This window comes from Arthrobacter sp. JUb115, from assembly GCF_004365035.1.
In the GTDB taxonomy this organism is placed as follows: domain Bacteria; phylum Actinomycetota; class Actinomycetes; order Actinomycetales; family Micrococcaceae; genus Glutamicibacter.
Map to the genome: position 1 here is coordinate 23,940 of NZ_SOBS01000016.1, position 20,550 is coordinate 44,489.

Annotated in this window: 16 protein-coding genes and 3 tRNA genes; 9 read left to right on the forward strand and 10 right to left on the reverse strand. The window is 60.1% G+C overall.

What is annotated here, in order from left to right; translation table 11 throughout:
- The first annotated feature begins 42 nt into the window (after window positions 1–42).
- Complete coding sequence (locus EDF61_RS18145) at window positions 43–2,130, forward strand: prolyl oligopeptidase family serine peptidase (RefSeq protein WP_133835071.1); 2,088 nt, start codon at window positions 43–45, stop codon at window positions 2,128–2,130.
- 63 nt (window positions 2,131–2,193) lie between these two features.
- Window positions 2,194–2,285: transfer RNA gene (locus EDF61_RS18150), tRNA-Ser, on the forward strand.
- A gap of 144 nt (window positions 2,286–2,429) precedes the next feature.
- Here the strand turns inward: EDF61_RS18150 and EDF61_RS18155 are convergent.
- Window positions 2,430–3,347 (reverse strand): hypothetical protein, encoded by a 918-nt coding sequence (locus EDF61_RS18155; protein WP_105658799.1) that lies wholly within the window; start codon window positions 3,345–3,347, stop codon window positions 2,430–2,432.
- A gap of 30 nt (window positions 3,348–3,377) precedes the next feature.
- Window positions 3,378–5,498, reverse strand: coding sequence for a RecQ family ATP-dependent DNA helicase (locus EDF61_RS18160; protein ID WP_133835072.1), 2,121 nt, complete (start codon window positions 5,496–5,498; stop codon window positions 3,378–3,380).
- Between the two features lie 167 nt (window positions 5,499–5,665).
- Between EDF61_RS18160 and EDF61_RS18165 the strand changes: the two genes are divergently transcribed.
- The 4 genes from EDF61_RS18165 to EDF61_RS18180 all read left to right on the forward strand — a co-directional run bounded on the left by EDF61_RS18165 (window position 5,666) and on the right by EDF61_RS18180 (window position 9,440).
- A complete protein-coding gene (locus EDF61_RS18165; protein ID WP_166650881.1) occupies window positions 5,666–7,099 on the forward strand; it encodes a phosphomannomutase/phosphoglucomutase in 1,434 nt (477 codons plus the stop codon).
- A 12-nt stretch (window positions 7,100–7,111) separates the two neighbouring features.
- A complete protein-coding gene (locus tag EDF61_RS18170; protein ID WP_105658802.1) occupies window positions 7,112–7,582 on the forward strand; it encodes a hypothetical protein in 471 nt (156 codons plus the stop codon).
- A 77-nt stretch (window positions 7,583–7,659) separates the two neighbouring features.
- Window positions 7,660–8,118, forward strand: a complete 459-nt coding sequence (locus EDF61_RS18175; protein ID WP_133835073.1) for an RrF2 family transcriptional regulator — start codon at window positions 7,660–7,662, stop codon at window positions 8,116–8,118.
- Between the two features lie 146 nt (window positions 8,119–8,264).
- A complete protein-coding gene (locus tag EDF61_RS18180; RefSeq protein ID WP_105658804.1) occupies window positions 8,265–9,440 on the forward strand; it encodes a globin domain-containing protein in 1,176 nt (391 codons plus the stop codon).
- 66 nt (window positions 9,441–9,506) lie between these two features.
- Here EDF61_RS18180 and EDF61_RS18185 read toward each other — a convergent pair whose 3' ends face one another.
- The 3 genes from EDF61_RS18185 to EDF61_RS18195 all read right to left on the reverse strand — a co-directional run bounded on the left by EDF61_RS18185 (window position 9,507) and on the right by EDF61_RS18195 (window position 13,113).
- Window positions 9,507–10,589, reverse strand: a complete 1,083-nt coding sequence (locus EDF61_RS18185) for an alpha/beta fold hydrolase (RefSeq protein WP_166650879.1) — start codon at window positions 10,587–10,589, stop codon at window positions 9,507–9,509.
- A complete protein-coding gene (locus EDF61_RS18190; protein WP_105658806.1) occupies window positions 10,586–11,113 on the reverse strand; it encodes a PadR family transcriptional regulator in 528 nt (175 codons plus the stop codon). Before EDF61_RS18190 ends, EDF61_RS18185 begins: the two co-directional genes overlap by 4 nt.
- A gap of 167 nt (window positions 11,114–11,280) precedes the next feature.
- Window positions 11,281–13,113 carry a phosphoenolpyruvate carboxykinase (GTP) gene (locus EDF61_RS18195; protein WP_133835074.1) on the reverse strand — a complete coding sequence of 611 codons (1,833 nt, stop codon included), beginning with the start codon at window positions 13,111–13,113 and terminating at the stop codon, window positions 11,281–11,283.
- A 317-nt stretch (window positions 13,114–13,430) separates the two neighbouring features.
- Here EDF61_RS18195 and EDF61_RS18200 point away from each other — a divergent pair.
- The 3 genes from EDF61_RS18200 to EDF61_RS18210 all read left to right on the forward strand — a co-directional run bounded on the left by EDF61_RS18200 (window position 13,431) and on the right by EDF61_RS18210 (window position 14,320).
- Window positions 13,431–13,507 (forward strand) — tRNA-Arg (locus EDF61_RS18200).
- Between the two features lie 59 nt (window positions 13,508–13,566).
- On the forward strand, window positions 13,567–14,142 hold the full coding sequence (locus EDF61_RS18205) for a GNAT family N-acetyltransferase (protein ID WP_105658808.1): 576 nt from the start codon (window positions 13,567–13,569) through the stop codon (window positions 14,140–14,142).
- Window positions 14,143–14,243: 101 nt separating this feature from the next.
- Window positions 14,244–14,320: transfer RNA gene (locus EDF61_RS18210), tRNA-Arg, on the forward strand.
- A 77-nt stretch (window positions 14,321–14,397) separates the two neighbouring features.
- Here EDF61_RS18210 and EDF61_RS18215 read toward each other — a convergent pair.
- The 5 genes from EDF61_RS18215 to EDF61_RS18235 form a co-directional block, all read right to left on the reverse strand.
- Window positions 14,398–15,411 carry a LacI family DNA-binding transcriptional regulator gene (locus tag EDF61_RS18215; RefSeq protein WP_286134377.1) on the reverse strand — a complete coding sequence of 338 codons (1,014 nt, stop codon included), beginning with the start codon at window positions 15,409–15,411 and terminating at the stop codon, window positions 14,398–14,400.
- A 100-nt stretch (window positions 15,412–15,511) separates the two neighbouring features.
- Window positions 15,512–16,930 (reverse strand): GH1 family beta-glucosidase, encoded by a 1,419-nt coding sequence (locus tag EDF61_RS18220; protein ID WP_105658810.1) that lies wholly within the window; start codon window positions 16,928–16,930, stop codon window positions 15,512–15,514.
- Window positions 16,930–17,817, reverse strand: coding sequence for a carbohydrate ABC transporter permease (locus EDF61_RS18225; protein WP_041648380.1), 888 nt, complete (start codon window positions 17,815–17,817; stop codon window positions 16,930–16,932). The genes EDF61_RS18220 and EDF61_RS18225 overlap by 1 nt, the downstream gene beginning before the upstream one ends.
- Window positions 17,810–18,973, reverse strand: coding sequence for a carbohydrate ABC transporter permease (locus tag EDF61_RS18230; RefSeq protein ID WP_133835075.1), 1,164 nt, complete (start codon window positions 18,971–18,973; stop codon window positions 17,810–17,812). The genes EDF61_RS18225 and EDF61_RS18230 overlap by 8 nt, the downstream gene beginning before the upstream one ends.
- A gap of 96 nt (window positions 18,974–19,069) precedes the next feature.
- Window positions 19,070–20,398 carry an ABC transporter substrate-binding protein gene (locus EDF61_RS18235; protein WP_133835076.1) on the reverse strand — a complete coding sequence of 443 codons (1,329 nt, stop codon included), beginning with the start codon at window positions 20,396–20,398 and terminating at the stop codon, window positions 19,070–19,072.
- Window positions 20,399–20,550 lie beyond the last annotated feature (152 nt).

The following is a 20,550-nucleotide window of genomic DNA, read 5'->3' on the forward strand; positions in this document are numbered from 1 at the left end:
ACCTTTGGAACAGGGCATGGGCCAGACGCATAGACTATGGCCATGACTGAGCATGATTCTGAGGTTGCAAGCGCTGATCCGTATTCCTGGCTTGAAGGAATTCACGACGAAATGGCACTCGAATGGGTGCGGGATCAGACCCAGCGTACCGAGTCCGAGCTGTACGACGACTCGTTCCATGCCACTGCGGAGCGGATCAAAACGGTCCTGGATGCCCAAGACCGCATTCCCATGGTGACCAAGCGTGGCGATCACTACTACAACTTCTGGCGCGATTCAGCCCATCGTCTCGGACTTTGGCGTCGCACCACTTGGAATTCCTACCTCAGCGACGACCCGCAGTGGGAAATCCTATTGGATCTTGACCTGCATGCGCAGCTGGAAGGCCGCGAATGGCATTTCGCTGGTTCAGCATTCCTGCGTCCAGCGGCCGGTGGCGCCTACCAGCGGGCGCTGCTTCGCTTGAGTCCTGACGGCGGCGACCAGGTGCGCATTCGCGAATTCGATCTGGCCTCCAAGAGCTTCGTTGCCGGCGGTTTCGACGTTCCCGTTGCGAAGACCCAAGCCTCGTGGATTGACCACGATACCTTGCTTGTCGGTTCCGCCAGCAGCGAGCAGTTCACAACCCGTTCGACCTACGCGAATACCTTGAGAAGGCTCAGCCGCGGCATGGAGATCGAAGAAGCGCCAATTCTCTTCCAAGTCGATAGAGAACATGTCGCAGCCTTCGGCTACTTCGATTCGACTCCGGGATTCGAACGCGTGGTCACCACTGATGCCATCGACTTCTACAATTCAACTGCCGGTGTCCTCATCGACGGGGAACACCATCTGATCGATGTTCCAACCGATGTGCAGGTCAGCCTGCACCGGCAGTGGGTCCTCTTTGCTCCCCAAACCAATTGGGAACACCAGGGCCAGAAGATCGCTGCGGGTTCATTGGCTATCGCCCGGCTGGATGAATTCCTCGAGTCCGGCAGCATCGAGAAGGTTCTCTTCGTCCCGGATGCGCACACTGCGCTGGAATCACTGAGCTTTACGGCCAATTATCTGCTGCTCACCGTATTGCATGATGTGGCTTCGCAAGTGCGCATTATTGATCTCGCAGATCATTTCAGCCAGTCGGACATGCCGCTGATGGATCCAATGCTCAGCGTCTCGGTGGGAGCCGTTGATGATGAGGACCCGGAGCATGGCGATGACTATTGGATGACCATCACCGGATTCATTACCCCTACTACCTTGTTGCGCGGCACAGTTGGTTCGGCAGCAAAGGTCGTGAAGAAATCGCCAGATCGCTTTGATGCCGGTGGTTTTGAAGTCACCCAGCATTTTGCGTCCTCTGCGGACGGCACCAGGGTTCCATATTTCCAGGTCGCGGCATCCGACCTGGTCCACGATGGGAAGAACCCGGTGCTGATGGACGGATACGGCGGTTTCCAGCACAGCATGACTCCTGGCTATGCAGCCGCCATGGGCACCGGTTGGTTATCGCGGCGTACCGTTGAGGGCCGCAAACCGGTATACGTCATGGCCAACATTCGCGGTGGTGGCGAGTACGGGCCAGATTGGCATCGTGCTGCCCTGCGTGAAAAGCGCCATCGTGCCTACGAGGATTTCGCGGCCATCGCCCAGGACCTGGTGGCTCGCCGGGTGACGTCCCGCGCGCATTTGGCCGCGACAGGGCGTTCTAACGGCGGGTTGCTCATGGGCAATATGATCTCTGGCTATCCGCACTTGTTCGGAGCAATTTCCTGCGGCGTCCCGCTATTGGACATGCAGCGCTACACGCAGCTAGCTGCCGGCCATTCCTGGATTGCCGAGTACGGCGACCCGCAGGTTCCCGGGGACTGGGACTTCCTGCGGACTTTCTCCCCCGTGCATCGACTCACCGACCAGCCTCATCCAGCCAATGACTATCCGGCCTCGTTGATTTGGACCACGACTTCTGATGACCGTGTCGGCCCTTCGCAGGCACGCATCATGGCAGCCAAAATGATGGATCTGGGCATTGCCAATGTGCGGTACCACGAGCCACAGGGCGGTGGCCATGCCGGGTCAACGGATAACGAGTCAACCGCCAAAATGCTGGCGACCAGCTACGAATTCCTGTGGCGACAGGTGCGTTAGCTCTCTCGTTTTGGAACACGCGCCCATCTTCGGGTAGGCTAGATTCTGCTGGAAACAGCGGATGGACACGTGCCAGAGCGGCCGAATGGACTTCACTGCTAATGAAGGGTCGGGCTAAAACTCGACCGGGGGTTCAAATCCCCCCGTGTCCGCCAAGAACCCCCTACTCAGGTAGGGGGTTTTTCGTTCATATGGCACTTTTTCGACGAGAACGTTCCGAATACGGAAAATCCCCCGGATTCACCGATTTTTCGGTGAATCCGGGGGATTTTCAAAACTCCAGGACAGCAGTTTCTCCGCTACTGGTCGTCGCGCTTAACGAAGGTCCGCAGCATGTTCTGCACGATATCCTCTGGCAACGAGGTGTGGCGAACAATGATTTCCGACATCCGGTCCAGATCGGTATCGGCGATTGCGTCGAAGAGCGCTTCGCGGTCAGCTTCTGGAAGTTCGGCAGCATCGAAATGCACTGGACCATCCGGGCCCTGGCCTTCAAAGCGGAAGTCTGCAATATTGCCGTTGGCGCTCGCGCCAGACATGGGAGACGTCGCGATCATGCGCTCCAGGTCTTCGACCGGCAGATCCGTATAGCCGTGCAGGATCTTTGCCGCTTCTTCAAAATTGGAATCCCGCAGCATGGAGAATAGCTGGTCGTATTCATTTGCCGGCAGTTGTTCGCTGGAAAATTCGCGGTTCTCGCCATCAAGTTCGAACGCCATCTTGAAGTGCGTAGCACTTGGTTCCTGAAGGGAACTGAACTGCTCGCTCCATTCCTGGGGTACAACCCAAGTGTCATCGGCAGGTGCTGGTGTGGCATCCTCTGCGGCAGTGGCGGCCGCTTCACGATCTTCGCGCTCAACTTGAGCTTCGAGTTTGTCGCTCAAAGCCTTGATCTCGGCATCATCATTCGGCAATTCCTTGGCAGGGGCTGTCTGCGGGTACTTGTCGAGGCTGCGTACGGCAATCACGCAATCCTTGACCGAGTCGCCAGTAGCAGCGCGGAAATCCTTGACCGCGCCCATGACGTCGCCCTTGGCCAGATTGCGGTACACCGAATTGCGTGAAGCATCATCCAGCCTCGCGTTTGCCGCCTGCGCTGCTTCACGGGAAATCGCCTGCGCGATTTGCGCAGTGTTCTTCTTGCGCAGCGCTTGCAGACCGAAGTAGCCCAGGGCAATCACTGCGATGAGGACAACGAGCCAGATGAGAAATTCCATACTTCCAGACTACTTTGTTTAACTGTGCGATTACCCGGCTACGCCCAAAGTGAAAGGCATGACACCCGGTGCGCCGGCGATGCGCAGGGCCCGCCCAGCCATCGCCATGGACCACCGGGAATCAACCAGATCATCAACTAGCAGCACCGGCCCTGGAGCGTCGGCAATGAGCTGTTCGAGCTGCGTTGGAAGTTCAAAAGCATCGGCAACCGCAGCCACACGGAAAGCGGAATTCCCGCCCGGGCCATTCTGTGGTCCAGCACCGCGATATTCGAGCTGCCCCAGGTAGCGCAACCGTCCCACCTCAGCTAGGCCCTGAGCAAGGGAGGTGATCAGCTGGGGACGCTTATTCGATGGCATGGCTACAACGCCCACTGGACGTTCCTCCCAATTCCATTCGGCAAGCACCTTGATGCACGCATCGAACATCGCCTTGTCGATAGAGGAATCGGTGGGGTCAGCAAAGAGCTGGCGCAATCGGTTGCCCCACCCCAGGTCGGTCAGGCGAGCCAGCGCCCGGCCCGTGGCCACCTGCTCGTCAATAGCGATTTTGCCCTTGAGCGTGTACCCCAGCCGGTCCAGTCCCGAAGGGTACAGCTTGCGCGGTTCAATAGGAACTCCCACCCGTCCAAGTGCCGCCTGCGCGCTGTCCTTCGAATCGTCAGGAATATGGTCGTCAAACCAAACGCCAGCGCAGTTGTCGCACCGGCCGCAGGGAGCAGACTGGGGATCATCCAAGGCGTCGGTCAGAAACTGCATGCGGCATCCGCGAGTGTTCTCGTAACTGACCATGAGGTTTTGTTCATGGATTCGGCTCTGCGCCACTCGCTTGTACCGATCGGCATCATAGGTCCATGGCATGTCGGTGCGCATCCAGCCGCCGGCAACACGCTCCACCGCACCATCCACGGCCAGCACCTTCAGCAACAGCTCAAGTGGCGAGCGGCGAAGGTTCACGGCGCTTTCCAGCGCCGGGACACTCATCGCACCGTCGGTCTTGGCCAAGGCCTCGAGCACCTGGGTGGCGCGCACCTGGTCCGGCATGGAGCTGGTGGCGAAGTATTCCCAAATTTCCGAGTCGTCAGGCCCGGGCAGCAGCAGGACATCTGCGTTGATGCTCCCACGCCCGGCACGGCCCACCTGCTGGTAGTAGGCCACGGGCGAGCTGGGGGCACCGATGTGCAAGACGAAACCGAGGTCTGGCTTGTCAAAGCCCATTCCCAAGGCGCTCGTGGCGATCAGCGCTTTCACTTCGTTATTCTTCAACGCTTGTTCAAGGCGTTCGCGTTCTTCCAAATCGGTGCGCCCGGTGTAGGCAGCAACTTCGTGCCCGGCATCCTTGAGCAGGCGAGCAATATCCTCGGCCGCAGACACCGTCAAGGTATAGATAATGCCCGAGCCCTTGAAGTCCTCGATGTGGCTGAGCAACCAGGCCAACTGCATGCGCGGCGAAGCCAGACGCAGGACACCTAGGCGCAGCGAGTCGCGAGCCAGGGTGCCGCGCAGCGTGAAGACCTCCTCGGTGCCGCCGGCCAGCTGTTCGGCAACGTCCTGGACTACTCGGCTGTTCGCTGTTGCAGTGGTCGCCAAAACCGGGAGTCCCTGAGGCAATCGAGCGATCAGGTCCCGGATGCGGCGGTAATCCGGGCGGAAATCGTGGCCCCAGTCCGAAATGCAGTGCGCCTCGTCGATGACCAGCAGGCCCAAGCGCTGCATCAGCATCGGCAGCTGCTGCTCGCGGAAGGATGGATTGTTCAAACGCTCCGGGGACACCAGCAGCACATCGAGCTCATTGCGTTGCAGCTTTTCGAGGATTTCACGCCATTCGAGCACATTGGCCGAATTGATGGCCGCAGCGCGGACCCCAGCACGCTCCGCGGCCGCAACCTGGTCGCGCATCAATGCCAGCAGCGGGGAAACGATCAGTGTTGGCCCATAGCCCTGTTCTCGCAGCAGCAGGGAAGCGATGAAGTACACGGCGGACTTGCCCCAGCCGGTACGCTGGACGACCAGTGCGCGGCGCCGCTCGGCCACCAGTGCGCTGATCGCTTCATACTGGCCATCATGGAACTGCGCGTCCGGGTTTTGCACCAGTGCGCGCAGTTTCTGCAGTGCCAGCGTTTTCAGATCCACTTGCGTTGAGCCATCCATGCCTCCAGTATTTCAGTTCCTGCCCACGATTTAGCCCGTGGCGTCCGCTAATTGTGGATGAGCTCTCACGAGCTGCGGTGCCGACAGGGGAAAATAGCTGAAATGTTAGGCATTTCCCATCCGCAATCGCCTAGTTCTCAATGATTTGAATCAGTCAAACCGGTAGGCTGAAAGGCGTGAGTGAAGAAATTGATCTTAATCAGAGCTTTAAGGCCTACGACGTACGCGGCGTAGTCGGCGAGAACCTGGATGCCGAAGCAATTGAAGCCATCGGCGCGGCCTTTGTCGACGTCCTGTCCCTGTCCGGCAAGGAAGTACTGGTTGGCGGTGACATGCGCCCGTCTTCCGCAGAATTCGCCCAAGCCTTCGCTCGTGGCGCCACCTACCGCGGCGCCAACGTGATCATGCTCGGATTGATCTCCACCGATGAGCTGTACTTCGCATCGGGCAAGCTCAATGCCGCCGGTGTTGTCTTCACCGCCAGCCACAATCCCGCCCAGTACAACGGCATTAAGATGTCCAAGTCTGGCGCCCGCCCGATTTCTTCGGCTACCGGTCTTTTCGACATTCGCGACCTGGCCCAGCAGTACCTTGACGAGGGACTGCCGGTCTCCGGTGACGCCCCGCAGGGCAGCATCAGCGAGCGCGACGTGCTGGCCGACTATGCAGCATACCTGCGAGAATTGGTGGACTTGTCGGGCATTCGTCCGCTGAAGATCGTGGTGGATGCCGGTAACGGCATGGGCGGCATGACTACCCCTGCAGTTCTTGGGGGCACGGTGCTCGCTGAGCTGCCGCTCGAAATTGTTCCGCTGTATTTCGAGCTGGATGGCACTTTCCCCAACCACCCGGCCAATCCGCTGGAACCGGAAAACCTCAAGGACCTGCAATCCGCAGTATTGGAGCACGGGGCCGATCTCGGCCTGGCTTTCGACGGCGATGCCGACCGCTGCTTCGTGATCGACGAGCGCGGGCTGCCGCTGTCCCCTTCGGCTATCACCGCACTGGTCGCGGTGCGCGAAATCGCCCGTGTGCAGGCAGCTGGCGAAGAGTCCCCGGTGATCATCCACAACTTGATCACTTCCAAGGCGGTGCCTGAATTCGTCGCCAAGTCCGGTGGCGTTCCGGTGATGACCCGCGTAGGCCACTCCTTCATCAAGGCTGAAATGGCTTCCCAGGGCGCGGTCTTCGGAGGCGAGCATTCCGCCCACTACTACTTCCGCGACTTCTACAATGCCGATACCGGCATGCTCGCTGCCATGCATGTGCTGGCCGCCTTGGGCGAGCAGGAACTGCCGCTCTCCGAGCTGGGTGCCGAATACGAACCCTACGCTGCCACCGGTGAAATCAATTCAGAGGTCGAGGACAAGGCAGGTGCCACTGCCCGGGTCGTGTCGCATTTCCAAGACCAGCCAGTAGAAGTGATCACCATGGACGGCACGACCATTTCAGCGGCCGATGGCAGCTGGTGGATCAATCTGCGCCCATCGAACACCGAACCATTCCTGCGTTTCAACGGCGAAGGCCGGACCGCAGAAATCATTGAGCCCATCCGCGATGCCGTTCTGGCTATCGTGCGTGAAAAGAACGTCACCAACTAGCAAAGGGAAGACATGAACCTCGAAGAACTGGATGAGGGCGTCAAGGACGCGCTGAACAAGGTCTTGGGCACCGCCCTGGGCGTGGCCCGCGAACAGCTCGAAGAGCAGGGTGTGTTCCTGCCTTTCGCGATCGCGCTGGAGCCGAAGGAAGAGGAAGACGAGCCGGAGCTGCGCTTGATCGCTGTTCCGCCAACGGATGATCCTGAGGATCCGGAAGCCGACATCGACACCGAAGCCATGGTTGCGGACCTGATGCAGGTGCTGAACCAGCAGGGCACCCACTTCCAGGCGATCGCCGTCGCCTCGGATGTGCTGCTCCAGGAAAACGACCAGGACGCCATCCACATTGTGGCCGAGCACCGTGTCGGTGCGGCGTTGGCCATCGTGCAGCCGTACACCATGCCTGCAGAGCCAGGCGGCGAATGGATCTTCGACGAGCCAGCGGCAGAGTCGGCGGAAGCCATTTGGGCCAACGCGCTCTAGACCGCAGTTGGTGATTCCGGGGTCGGCATAGTCACTATGCTGACCCCGGAATGCTTTTCCCACGTAAAGTAGGAATCATGAAACTCAGTGCCTTCACCGACGTATGCTTGCGAACCGTCATGGTCCTTGCAACGCCCGGCACCGGGCAACTGACCAGCCGCCAGATCGCCGAGTCCGTGGGGGTTCCCTACAACCACGTTGCCAAAGCCGTCCTGGAACTGCGCACGCTGGGAATCCTGCAGGTCACCCGCGGCCGCAATGGCGGCGCGCAGCTGAGCGATGGAGCACTGGATTTTTCCCTCGGCTCACTGCTGCGCAAGTTGGACAAGCGCACCGATATTGTGGATTGCTCCGATCATGACGCGCAATCCAACTGCCCGCTTTCGGGCAACTGCCGCTTGCGGGCAGTCTTCCGGCAGGCCCGCGAAGCTTTCTACGCTTCACTGGACCCGCTGACCATCCAGGACATCTGCCCGGCATCATCCGCGATGCCCTTCACGGGGCTCCCCTTCCCGACGGTGCGCGCCCTTTCCTGATTCCCCTGCCCCCCCGGGGGGTCGCATCGCCGATTTCTGTTACGAATACCGGCCGGTGGATTTGCAATCCTTTTCTACTAGGCGTAGAAATGAATCATAAATCTTGTATCTGTAATACAAGTTATTGCCTACTCCAAGGAGACCCGATGCTGTCCACGAAGTCCTTCCCGGTCGTTGAAGCCACGTTGCCAATCATCGCAGAGCGCATTTCCAGCATTACCCCGAACTTCTACAACCGCCTGTTCACCGCGCACCCGGAACTGCTCGACGGAATCTTCTCCCGTTCGAACCAGAAGAACGGCACCCAGCAGCAGGCCTTGGCGGGATCCATCGCAGTCTTCGCAACCTACTTGGTCAAGTACCCGGGCACCACTCCGGAAACCATGCTCGCGCGCGTAGCCCACAAGCACGCTTCCCTCGGTGTCGCCGAGGAGCAGTACCCCATCGTCTACAAGCACCTGTTCGACGCCATCGCCGAAGACCTGGGCGAGGCGCTGACTCCGCAGATCGCCGAGGCCTGGACCGAGGTCTACTGGCTGATGGCCCACGCGCTGGTCAAGATCGAGAAAGGCCTGTACGCGCAGCAGGCCAACGCCGAGATCTACACCCCGTGGAAGCTTGTCGAGCGCATCGAAACCGGCGTTGATTCGGTCTGCTTCAGCTTCGAGCCAGCTGACCGGACCCCTGCCACCGTCGCCAAGCCGGGCCAATTCGTTTCGGTCCGCATGCCGATGGCCGACGGCCTGCGCCAGGTCCGCCAGTACACCTTGAGCGGCGACATCGAGCGAACCGACCGCCGCACCGTCACGGTCAAACTGGATGTGAACGGCGAATTCTCCCCGGTGATCCACCATGGCCTGAAACTCGGCGACGTGGTGGAGCTATCGAATCCGTATGGCGACCTGGTCATCGATGACGATGGCTCGCCGCTGGTGATCGCCACCGCCGGAATCGGCTGCACCCCGAGTGCGGCCGCGTTGCAGACCCTGGCCGCACGCGGCTCCACCCGCAAGGTCACCGTGCTGCACGCAGACCAGACGGCCACCGCCTGGCCATTGCGCGAGCAGATGCTCGAATCCATCGGCAAGCTGCCAGAAGCCACCATCAGCACCTGGTTCGAACGCGGGGAATTGCCGGAGGGGCTGAACGCCACGTCCGGCTACATGGATCTCGCCGGCGCACTGACTGGCAATGCCCAGGTCTACTTATGCGGCCCGCTGCCATTCATGCATGCAATGCGCAACCAGGCGCTGGAAGCCGGCATCCCGGCCGAGCGTATCCACTATGAAGTCTTCGGCCCGGATGTATGGCTCGCCGCCTAGCTTCCTGGTGACAGAGCCGTGCTGCAGGTGGATCCATGGGGAATCCGCCTGCAGCACTTTTTGCCTTTATTTTCCGGTATCCGCGGGAGAATCCGGCTTGCCACCCTGTTTCGGTGCCTTCTTCTTCAAATCGAACTTTTTCGGGTCCAGCTTTCGAGGATCGATTTTCCCGGCGAACCTGCCAGACTTCTTCTGCCCGGCTTCTTGAGCTGGCGGCGCGGGCTCCCCGGCTTCCAGGTCCTGATTCGCCGGCGCTTCAGCGGCTTGTTCCACCGGTGTTGCTTTCGCGCCGGGTGCCGGCTTCGCAGCCTGCGGATCAACTAGGATCTGGTGCAGACCCGCATCGGAAATCCACTTGCGCAGCACCGAGTTGAACAGGATCGGGTTCTCGATATTCCATTGGTGGTGCATGCCCGGAACCACGCGCGTGATCACCTGCGGGAGCCTTGCGCGCAGCGCGTCAAAGGATTTCTGCACAACTTTCGGCTCCTTGGCTCCAGCGAGGGCCAGTACCGGGCCCCGGTAGGAGCCGAGCTTCTGCGGCAATCCCCCTGGGTCCATCTCGTCCATGATGGCCCGCATGTTCTCGGCTTTGAGCTTCACGCCGTGCTCGGTGAACAGCTCGCGCTCATCATCCACCATTCCGTAGGCACCAGCCTGGAAACGCCAGAACCACTCGCTGCCAATGAGCTTGAGCTGCATCCGCTGGAAAGCCCGGGCCGCCTGCCCCACACCGGTCACCGGAGTGCCGGTAATCAGCACGGAGTCAACGAGCTCCGGATGCCGTGCGGCCACGTGCAAAGCAATCACTCCACCCAGGGAAATGCCAACCAGATGCACGCCGCCTTCGGAAACCTCGTCGGCGATCAAGGCGGCGACATCATCGGCGGCGGATTCCAGGCCATCCCAGGTTTCCTCGAACCGGGCACCAAAGGCCGGCAGGTGCAGAGTCAGGATGTTGCAGTCGCCAAAGGCCAGAACCTGCGGGTCCCAGCTCCAGTTGCCGACGTTTCCGCCGTGGAGGAAGACCAGGGTCTTCATCGACCGTTGCCCATCATGATGCCGCCCGGGATGCACTTCCGGATAATCGGTGGCATCGCGCCCGGCACCGCTTGCAGGGGTCTTGTTCTGGTCTTTGGCTGCAGTCATGGCAAGTACTCCAATACCGCGTCGAGCCATTCCAGCTCCGCGGCTTGTTGTCGGATTGCATGGTCAAGTGTGGCAGCCATCAGGAAGCTGCGACGGTCCGCAGCGGCTCGCATGTCAATGCCTTCGCGCTGGGAGAGGTAGTCATCGAGGATGAACTGCGTGGCTTGGCGGCGCTCCTCCAGCAAGCTCTGGATATCATCGCGTTCGAGTTCGGCGGCGAAGAACACCTGCCCCATGAAGGGATCACGCTCGGGAGACTGCACCGCACCAGCAGAAAGCCACTGGGCCAGTGCCGCACGTCCCGTTTCCGTGATGTGGTGTTCCTGGCGGTCAGGGTAATTCGACTGCGCGACGGTGCGCACGGTGGCATACCCCTTGTCCACCAGCTGCGCCAAAGTGCGATAGATCTGCGCCTTGTCTGCGTTCCAGAAGTGGTTAATAGAGGAGTCAAAGTGCTTCTTGAGCTCGTAGCCAGTCATGGGCGACAAGCACAGCAGCCCGAGAATCAATCGTGCCAAAACCATAGAGCAATCTTTTCATAAATAGTTGATTTTGCACCCACTTTGCCCCGGCGTGTGGAAACTGTACCCGGATTGTGACAATTCCTCCGTGGCGCACGAGAACGCCCCGGTGACTGGAATTCCAGTCACCGGGGCGTTCACTGTGCGGATCTGCTGGAGATCCTAGTCAACTACGCGTTCAGGCGATCCTTCAAGCCGTCGAGCTCTGCACGCAGCGAAGCCGGCAGCGCGTCGCCGAACTTGGCGTACCACTCTTCGATGGCCTCGACTTCGGTAGCCCATTCATCCTTGTTGACAGCTACTGCCGCTTCGACGTCGGCTGGGGTGAACCCTTCAAGGCCGGCCAAATCCAGGGACTCGCCGGTCGGGACGTTTCCGATGATGGTTTCCCGGGCGTCCGCGGTGCCTTCGATACGCTCGACAGCCCACTTGAGCACACGCGAATTGTCGCCGAACCCTGGCCACGCGAAGCCACCGTCAGCCGTGCGGCGGAACCAGTTCACCAAGAAGATCTTCGGCACCTGCTCTGGGTTGAGCTTGTTCGAGATCTTGTCCCAGTGGTTCAGGTAGTCGCCTGCGTTGTAGCCGATGAATGGCAGCATCGCCATCGGGTCACGGCGAATCACTCCGGTCGCACCTGCAGCGGCTGCGGTGGTCTCGGAGGAAAGGGTCGAACCCATGAAGATGCCGTTGGTCCAGCTGCGGGCTTCGGTCACCAGCGGAATGGTGGTCTTGCGGCGGCCGCCGAAGAGGATCGCATCGATCTTCACGCCGTTAGGCGAGTAGTAGTCCTCGGAAAGCATGTCGACCTGGTCGATCGGGGTGCAGAAGCGCGAATTAGGGTGCGCTGCCGGACGACCGGATTCAGGAGTCCAGTCGTTGCCCAACCAGTCGGTCAGGTGCGCAGGAGCCTCGTCGGTCATGCCCTCCCACCAGACGCCGCCGTCATCGGTCAGCGCAACATTGGTGAAGATGTTGTTGCCCTTGGAGATGGCGCGCATCGCGTTCGGGTTGGTGGACCAGCCGGTGCCTGGCGCCACGCCGAACAGGCCGTATTCGGGGTTAACGCCGCGCAGCTCGCCGTCCTTGCCGATGCGCATCCAGTTGATGTCATCGCCCAGGGTCTCAGTCTTCCAGCCTTCAATGGTTGGATCCAGCAGCGCCAGGTTGGTCTTGCCGCAGGCCGACGGGAATGCCGCGGCAATATGGTACGACTTGTTCTGTGGGCTGGTCAGCTTCAGGATGAGCATGTGCTCTGCGAGCCAGCCTTCATCGCGGGCCATCGCCGAGGCGATGCGCAGCGAGTAGCACTTCTTGCCCAGCAGCGCGTTGCCGCCGTAGCCCGAACCGTAGGACATGATGGCGCGCTCTTCGGGGAAGTGCACGATCCACTTGTCTTCGTTGCATGGCCAGGCAACATCTTCCTGGCCCGGCTCCAGGGGTGCACCTACCGAGTGCAGCGCTGGAACGAAGAATGCGTCCTCGGCTTCCATCTTGCGCAGTACTTCATTGCCGATCTTGGCCATGATGCGCATCGAGGCAACGACGTAGGCGGAATCGGTGATCTCCACGCCGTAGGCAGGCACTTCCGCGTTCAGCGGGCCCATGACGAATGGGATGACGTACATGGTGCGTCCGCGCATCGAGCCATCGAACAGGCCGCTGAGCATGGACTTCATCTTGGTTGGGTCTTCCCAATTATTGGTGAAGCCTGCATCTGCTTCCTTTTCGGAGCAGATGAAGGTGCGCTCTTCGACTCGGGCCACATCCTTGGGGTCCGAGAAACCAGCGTAAGAGTTAGGGAAGTTCGGATCGGTCAGCTTGACTAAGGTGCCGGCTTCAACCAGCTCGGCAGTCAGGCGATCATTTTCTTCAGCTGACCCATCAACCCAATAAACACGATCCGGCTTCGTCAGTGCGGCAACTTCCTCAACCCAGGATGCCAACTTCTCGTGCGAAGTAGGTGCTGCGCTGATAACGTTCTGATCCGAGCTCGTGCTCATTATCCATTCCCTCCATTGGGCTGAACTTGCAATAAATCAAGGCTATTAGGTGCTCAACTCCAGCGCCGTGTGATCGAAACCTCATGAAAGTGAAACCCGGAGGACCAGAAGGAAAAAATTCCCGAAATTCCGGGGGTTGGTCTAAACGAATTGACTCGATTATGTGACGAAGGTCACGTAGACCGGTACCCTTTCAACGTCTTCACATAACCTTATGTTCATCTGGACCCACTAGCTTTGCCCGTCGATTTGTACAGCGCGAAATCGACCTGTATAGTTATTCGAGGTTCGTGAGAACGAGCCAGACAAAAGAATATGCGCCCATAGCTCAGCTGGATAGAGCGTCTGTCTACGGAACAGAAGGTCAGGGGTTCGAATCCCTTTGGGCGCACCAACTGAAAAATTCCCACTCGCTCGAGTGGGAATTTTTTGTTTCCCCCAAAGGATTGCCCGATGACACAGCTTGCTCTAGGCGGCCAGCTCAGCCTGCGCCTGCTGGAAGTCGCCGACGCAAAGCAAATCGCTGAGTCCTACCAGCGCAATCGACAGCACCTGGAGCCCTGGGAGCCGGCTCGCCCCGCAGAATTCTTCACCGAGACGCGGCAAGCGGCACACCTCGCAGCCGCCTCAGAAGCTCGCCGAAGCGGATTGGCCTTTCCCTTCGGGCTCTTCGAACGGGATGCGCTCATCGGACGCTTCAATATCAGCGGAGTGGCCCGTGGCGCATTCCAAAGCGCCAGCCTGGGCTACTGGATCGATCATGAATACACCGGGCGGGGCTTGGCTTCCCGAGCCGTGGCCACCTTGCGCACGGTGGCGCTCAACGATCTGGGCTTGCACCGGCTGGAAGCCAGTACGCTCCCCCACAATTACGGCTCGCAGCGCGTTCTTGAAAAGAACGGCTTCGTCCGAATTGGCATGGCGCCGAACTATCTGGAGATCGAAGGACGCTGGCAGGACCACAACCTCTACCAAGCGATCTTGCACGATCATTCGGCTTCCAATCCCAGTGATTTCGTAGTCGACTAGTTATTTTGTGAATCACGGCACTTTTTGCTGTTTTGGTTCTTGCTCCCCGGAAATCTCGTGTAAAGTTATTCAAGTCGTCAAGACGGCTAATAAATGAATATGCGCCCATAGCTCAGCTGGATAGAGCGTCTGTCTACGGAACAGAAGGTCAGGGGTTCGAATCCCTTTGGGCGCACCAACTGAAAATTCCCACTCGATCGAGTGGGAATTTCTTTGTTAAATCCCGGCGGTGAACGGCAGCGGTGCCGCAACAGACTAGTGCGAAGCGCGCAACACCAATTTCGTGTCCATGATGCTCCACTCGGGTACCTGTTCTCCGTTGATGCGTTTGATCAACAGTTCCGCCATGATTTCGCCCTGGCGCTCCGGGTTCTGCGCAATGGTCGTCAACGGCGGTGTCGAGCTTCGCGCGAAAGAGTCATCATCAACGGACGTTACCGAAATGTCCTCCGGCACTTTCACACCGGCTTCCCCTAGGGCTTGCAAAGCTCCGAAGCCCATCTGGGCACTGGCGGCAAACAGGCCGTCTACCGCAACATCCGCGTCCAGCAGCTGCTGCATGATGCGCCGTCCGCTAGCCGGGGTGAAGTCGCCGATCTCAATAGCCGCAGGCTCCAGGCCCGCGCGTTCAACTGCCTGCTTGAATCCCACCAAACGGTCCAGTCCCGCGCCCATGTCCTGTGGCCCGGCAATAATTGCCAGCTTGGTGCGTCCCTGGCCAAGGATGACCTCAGTCGCTTGCCTGGCGGCGGCGATGTTGTCGATATCGACAACATAGATGTCCTTTTGATCGGTGCTCATGGTGCGTCCGCCATAAACCATGGGCAACACAGTTCCGAGATCCGCATAGGAACGGTCATCCGCGTGGTGCGAAAGCACCAGCGCGCCATCCACATTGCTGCCTTGCAGGTAACGGGTGGTTTTCACCGGATCCGCTTCGGTGGACAGCAGCAAGGTGAGCATGAATTCGGTATCGGCCAAGTACTGGGCAGCGCCCTGGACGACCTTGGCGAAGTACGGGTCTGCGAAGAACTTCGCGGTGTTCTCGGGAACCACCAAGGCGATGGAATTGGTCCGGCCCTGCGCCAGCGAACGGGCGGCACGGTTAGGCACGTAGTTCAATTCGCGGATAGCCAATTCAACAGCCTTGCGAGCCCCTGGCTTCACCCGATCCGAGCCATTCACTACACGGGAGACCGTGGCCCGTGAGACACCTGCGCGTTCTGCCACCAACTCGAGGGTCGGTTTCGGGCTCCGCGCTTCGTGCATGATCATGATCTTTATCCAGGTGCCTTGCAGTAGTCCGTCGGTGAAACACGATGATGGTCCGCAGCACCATCGGCAGGCTGCGGACCATCATGCTCAGGTGTTATGCCATTGTACGGTTTGCGGCAATCAACCCCGCGTAGGCCTTGCCACTATTCTTAATCGTTCGCACCTGGGTCTGGTAATCGACGTGGATAATGCCAAAGCGCTTCGCGTAGCCCCAAGCCCATTCGAAATTGTCCAGCAAAGACCAGACAAAGTAGCCGCGGACATCCACGCCGTCTTCTATCGCGCGGGCCACAGCATCAAGGTGGTTGAGGATGTATTCCTCGCGTTCGGGATCTTCAACGGTTCCGGCCTCCGTCACCGTATCGGTGTAGGAAGCGCCGTTCTCCGTGATGTACAGCGACGGAAGGTTAGCGTAGTCCTGGTTCAACCGGTTCAACAGCACGCGCAGCCCTTCGGGATTCACTTCCCAGCCCATGGCCGTGCGCGGCAGGTCGCGTGCCGGGAAGGTCACATACTCGCTGCCGACAAAAGGCGAAGACTTCGGCGAATCGGTAGGCACCACGGGCTGCGGCTGGCCGGCGGGCAGCGGATGGCCTGAAACGTTGTCATCGTGGTAGTGGTTCACGCCCAAGAAGTCGATTGGCTGCGAGATGATCTCCAGGTCCCCTGCTTCAATGACTTCAGCCAGCCCCAAACCCCGGACGTCTTCAAGCAGGTCTTCGGGGTAGGAACCGCGCAGGACAGGGTCCAGGTACATGCGGTTCCACAATGCGTCGACGCGGCGCGCTGCTTCCAGATCCACCGGATCGCCGGGATTATTCGGAACCGCATTGGTCAGGTTCAGCGTGATGCCGATATGCTCCGCGCCCAGTTCGCGCAGCCGGGCGGTGGCCAACCCGTGGGCCAGATGCTGGTGGTGCACCGCTGCCAGCGCCGCTTCCGGTTCCTGGCGTCCCGGGGCATGCTCGCCGGCGGCGTAGCCAATCAGCGAAGAGCACAGCGGTTCGTTGAATGTCGTCCAGTGCTTCACGCGGTCGCCGAGCTTTTCATGCACAGCCTCCGCGTATTCGAGGAATTTGTAGGAGGTCTCGCGGTTGGTCCAGCCACCGCGCTCTTCCAATGCCTGCGGCAGATCCCAGTGGTAGAGCGTCAGCCACGGCAGGATGCCATTCTCCAGCAGCTCGTCGACCAGCCGGGAGTAGAAATCCAGGCCTTCGGGGTTCACGGTTCGGCCCCCGGGGACCACGCGAGCCCAGCTGGTGGAGAACCGGTAGGAGTCCAGGCCCAGTTCGCGCATGAGCTGCACATCTTCGCGGTAGCGGTGGTAGTGGTCCACTGCGACTTCGAGGTTCTCACCTCCTGCGATGGCCCCATGCTTGCGGGCGAAGGCGTCCCAGACCGAATCTTCCTTGCCGTAGGAATGGCCAGCGCCTTCGATCTGGGCTGCTGCCGTAGCCGAGCCCCACAGGAATTCCTTAGGCCACGCGAATTTTTGGGATAGGTGGTTCATCATTAGCCCTTTACAGCTCCTGCCATAATTCCGGATACAAGTTGTTTGCCTGCAAGTATGAAGAGCACCAGCAGCGGGATCGTGGCCAGCAGGGCCCCGGTCATCACGATGGTGTAGTCAACGTATCGGGCAGACTGCAGTTGGCTCAACGCCACCTGCAAGGTTGGGTTCTGCGGTGCCACCAGCATGGGCCACAGGTAGTCGGTCCAGGCGGTCATGAAGGTGAACAGCGACAGGATCGCCATCGCCGGGCGAGCCGCTGGAACCCCGACATGCCAGAAGGTGCCGATCATGGAGGCGCCATCCACGCGGGCGGCCTCAATCAGTTCATCGGGGATGTTCTCCACCAGGTACTGGCGCATGAAGAATACGCCGAAGGCAGTGACCAGGGTCGGGATGATGATGGCTCCCAGCGAGCCGGTCCAGCCGAATTGCTTCATCATCATGAACATCGGGATGATGCCCAGCTGGGTGGGCACGGCCAAGGTCGCGATCACGAAGACCAGCAGCCCCTGGCGCCCGCGGAAGCGCAATTTGGCGAACGCGTAGCCTGCCAGGGTGGAGAAGGAAACCACCGAGAAGGTGATCACCGAGGAGACGATGATGCTGTTGCCCAGGGCCGCCCAGAAATCGACGGAGTCCAGGACCTCGGCGACATTGGTCCAGAACTGGCCGCCTGGCAGCAGCGGCGGGTACGCCGAGGCGAATACCGCACCGGTGGAGGAACCGATGACGAACGAGTACCACAGCGGGTAGGTGCTGCCGATGAGGAAGGCCAGCAGGATTCCGTAGGTGAGGAAGCCAGGACGGCGGTCCATGGAGAAGTTCTTGCCGCGGCGCTGGGGCGCACGGACCTGGCGCGCGGGGCGTTCCACTGTTGCATTACTCATTTGCTGCACTTCCGCTCTGCGTTCCGTTGGCCGGCTTTGCTGCTTTGGCTTCGGCTCGGGCAGCTGCCCGACGTGCCGCTCGGGTTCTGCCAGTGCTGCCGGCGCCCTTCTTGTCGGCCGAGGAAGCGATGGATCCGGAGATCAGGAAATTGATCACGCCGATCACGATGATGATCAGGAAGAGGATCCAGGCCACGGCCGAAGCGCGTCCGAAGTCCCCGCGATTGAATGCCAGGTCCCAGAGGTAGAGCACCGTGGTCTGGTACTGGCGGTCCGGGCCGCCTGGAACCGAGCTGCTGGGGTTGAACAGCTTGGGTTCGGTGAAGATCTGCAGGCCGCCGATGGTGGCAGTGATGATCACGAAGATCATCGTGGGGCGGATGCTGGGCAAGGTAATCGAGAAGAAGCGGCGGATCACGCCGGCGCCGTCGATGGCCGCTGATTCATGCAGTTCGCGTGGCACCGCCTGCATGGCTGCCAGCAGGATCAGCGCGTTGTAGCCGGTCCAGCGCCAGTTCACCATGGTCGCAATAGCCATATGCGACGGGAAGACCTCGGTCTTCCACGCGATCGGGTCGATATTCACGGCGGCCAGCAGGTTGTTCAGCACGCCATACTGCTCGTCGAATGCCGAGGAGAAAATCAGTGTGACGGCCACCGGCGTGACCACGTAGGGAACCAGCACGCTCATGCGCCAGAAGGTCTTGGCGCGGATGTTCTGGTCCAGCATGGCCGCGATGAACGTCGCGATCACCAATTGCGGGATGGCCGAAAGCAGGAAGATGCTGAAGGTGTTGAACAGGGAATTCCAGAACAGCGGAGAGGTCAGTTCGGCTTTGTAGTTTTCCAGGCCGATCCAGGCTCCTGCTCCGCCGAGCAGATCCCAGTCATTGATCGAGACGACGAACGTGTAGATCAGGGGGAACAGGCCCACCAGGCCGAAGAGGATGAAGAAAGGCGAGATGTAGAGATATGGGGAGTACTTGAAATCCCACCGCCCGCGAAGGTGCCGGCGGCGCGTAATGCGCTCGTCCCTGGTCTCGGCCGGCTTAGCCCCGGCCGGAGCATTGTTCCCCTTGTTCCAACGCTGGGGCTGCGGACTGGGCGCGCTGGCGTCCCGGTCTTGTTCCGGGGCATCGTGTGTTGTGGTGCTCATCAGTGGCATCTTTCCTGCTGCAGTAGCTGTCCAGGCATGGGCCGCAACCTCGTTGCGTGCCGCGGCCCTTGCCTGGATTCGAAGCGGGCTACGGGATTACTTGATTTCCAGTTCCTGCAGGGTGGAGAGGGCCTTGTTCCAGGCGGTCTCGCTGTCGCTGCCAGCATCGATCGCCTTGATAGCCGGGCCGAAGACCTGCTCCTGGATCACCGAATCCTGAGGGCCCTTGTACTGGGCCTGGACGCCGTTGGCGCGGTTGCCCAGGATTTCGCCCACCGGTGCGTTATTGAAGAATTCGCTCATCTCATTCGTGCCGGTCACTGCATCGGACTTCTGCGCTTCCAGGTTCGAAGGGAACGTGCCGGCTTCCTCGAATGAGGTCGCCTGCGACGATGCGCTGGTCAGGTACTGGGCGAGCTTCGCAGCCTCGGCCGGGTGCTCGGAGGTGGTCGGCACGGTCAGGAACGAGCCGCCCCAGTTGGCCGCGCCGCCCGGGAAGACATCTGCGAAGTCCCAGCCTGCGCTGGAGTCTCCGCCGGCACCCTCAACCTGGCCCTTGACCGTGCCAAGCATCCAGCCCGGGCAAGGCATGACGGCGAAGGAACCGTCAACGAAGGCCTGGCCCTTGCCCCAGTCCCACTGGGTCTGGTTGGCCGACAGCCCCTTGGACGCAGCATCGGAGAGCAGGTCCCAGCGCTCGCGCAGTTCGGCGTTGCCCTCGATATTCAGTGATCCGTCAGCTTTGTAGTAGCCCTCGTCGAGCTGATTGACCATGGAATTCCAGACGAAACCGGACTGGTCGTAGAAGGCCTTGTCGGTCTTCTTCACATACTCGTTGCCTGCCTTGAAGAAGTCTTCCCAGGTTGCGTCGTCGCCACCAAGCAGCTCGGCAACTTCTTCGCGCTCGCTGGGCATGCCAGCATCCTTGAACAGCTTGGCATTGAAGCAGATGCCCATCGGCCCAATGTCCGTACCGTAGCCAATGACGCGGCCTTCTGGGTCGGTGGCCTGCTTGACCTTCCAGTCAACCCAATCCCCCGCTACCTCATTGGCACCGAACTCGCGCAGATCGGTGAAGGAATCTGCAACCGACATCACCTGGCCCAGCCAGCCTTCTTCCACTGCTTGGACATCTGGCAGGCCAGCACCCGCAGCCTGCTTGGTCTTCCAATCGGTCAACGCGTTGCCACCGGTGTCGATGTTGGTGGCTTCGATGGTGATTCCAGGGTTTTCCTTCTGGTACTTCTCGTACAGCGGGTCCAGTCCCTGGGTGCCGAAGGTCGTCACGGTCAGCGTGACCGGGTTATCAGCCGAGGCCGGCTGGGCATCCTTGCTTGCGTCGGCTGCGCAGCCGGTTGCTACCAGGGCGATGCTTCCGGCAACGGCCGTGGCCAGTGCCAGTGGGGATTTGCGTGAGGGTTTCACGGTGACTCCATTTCGGATATGAATCGTGCGAGCGGGCGAGCGCCAACAAGTTTGAGAGCGCTCTCAAAATACGGCAAAAAAGAAAATTCCTGCGATTTCCTGGATGCCTGAAACGATGAAAGCGACTCTGCCAAACATTTTGTGAGCGCTCT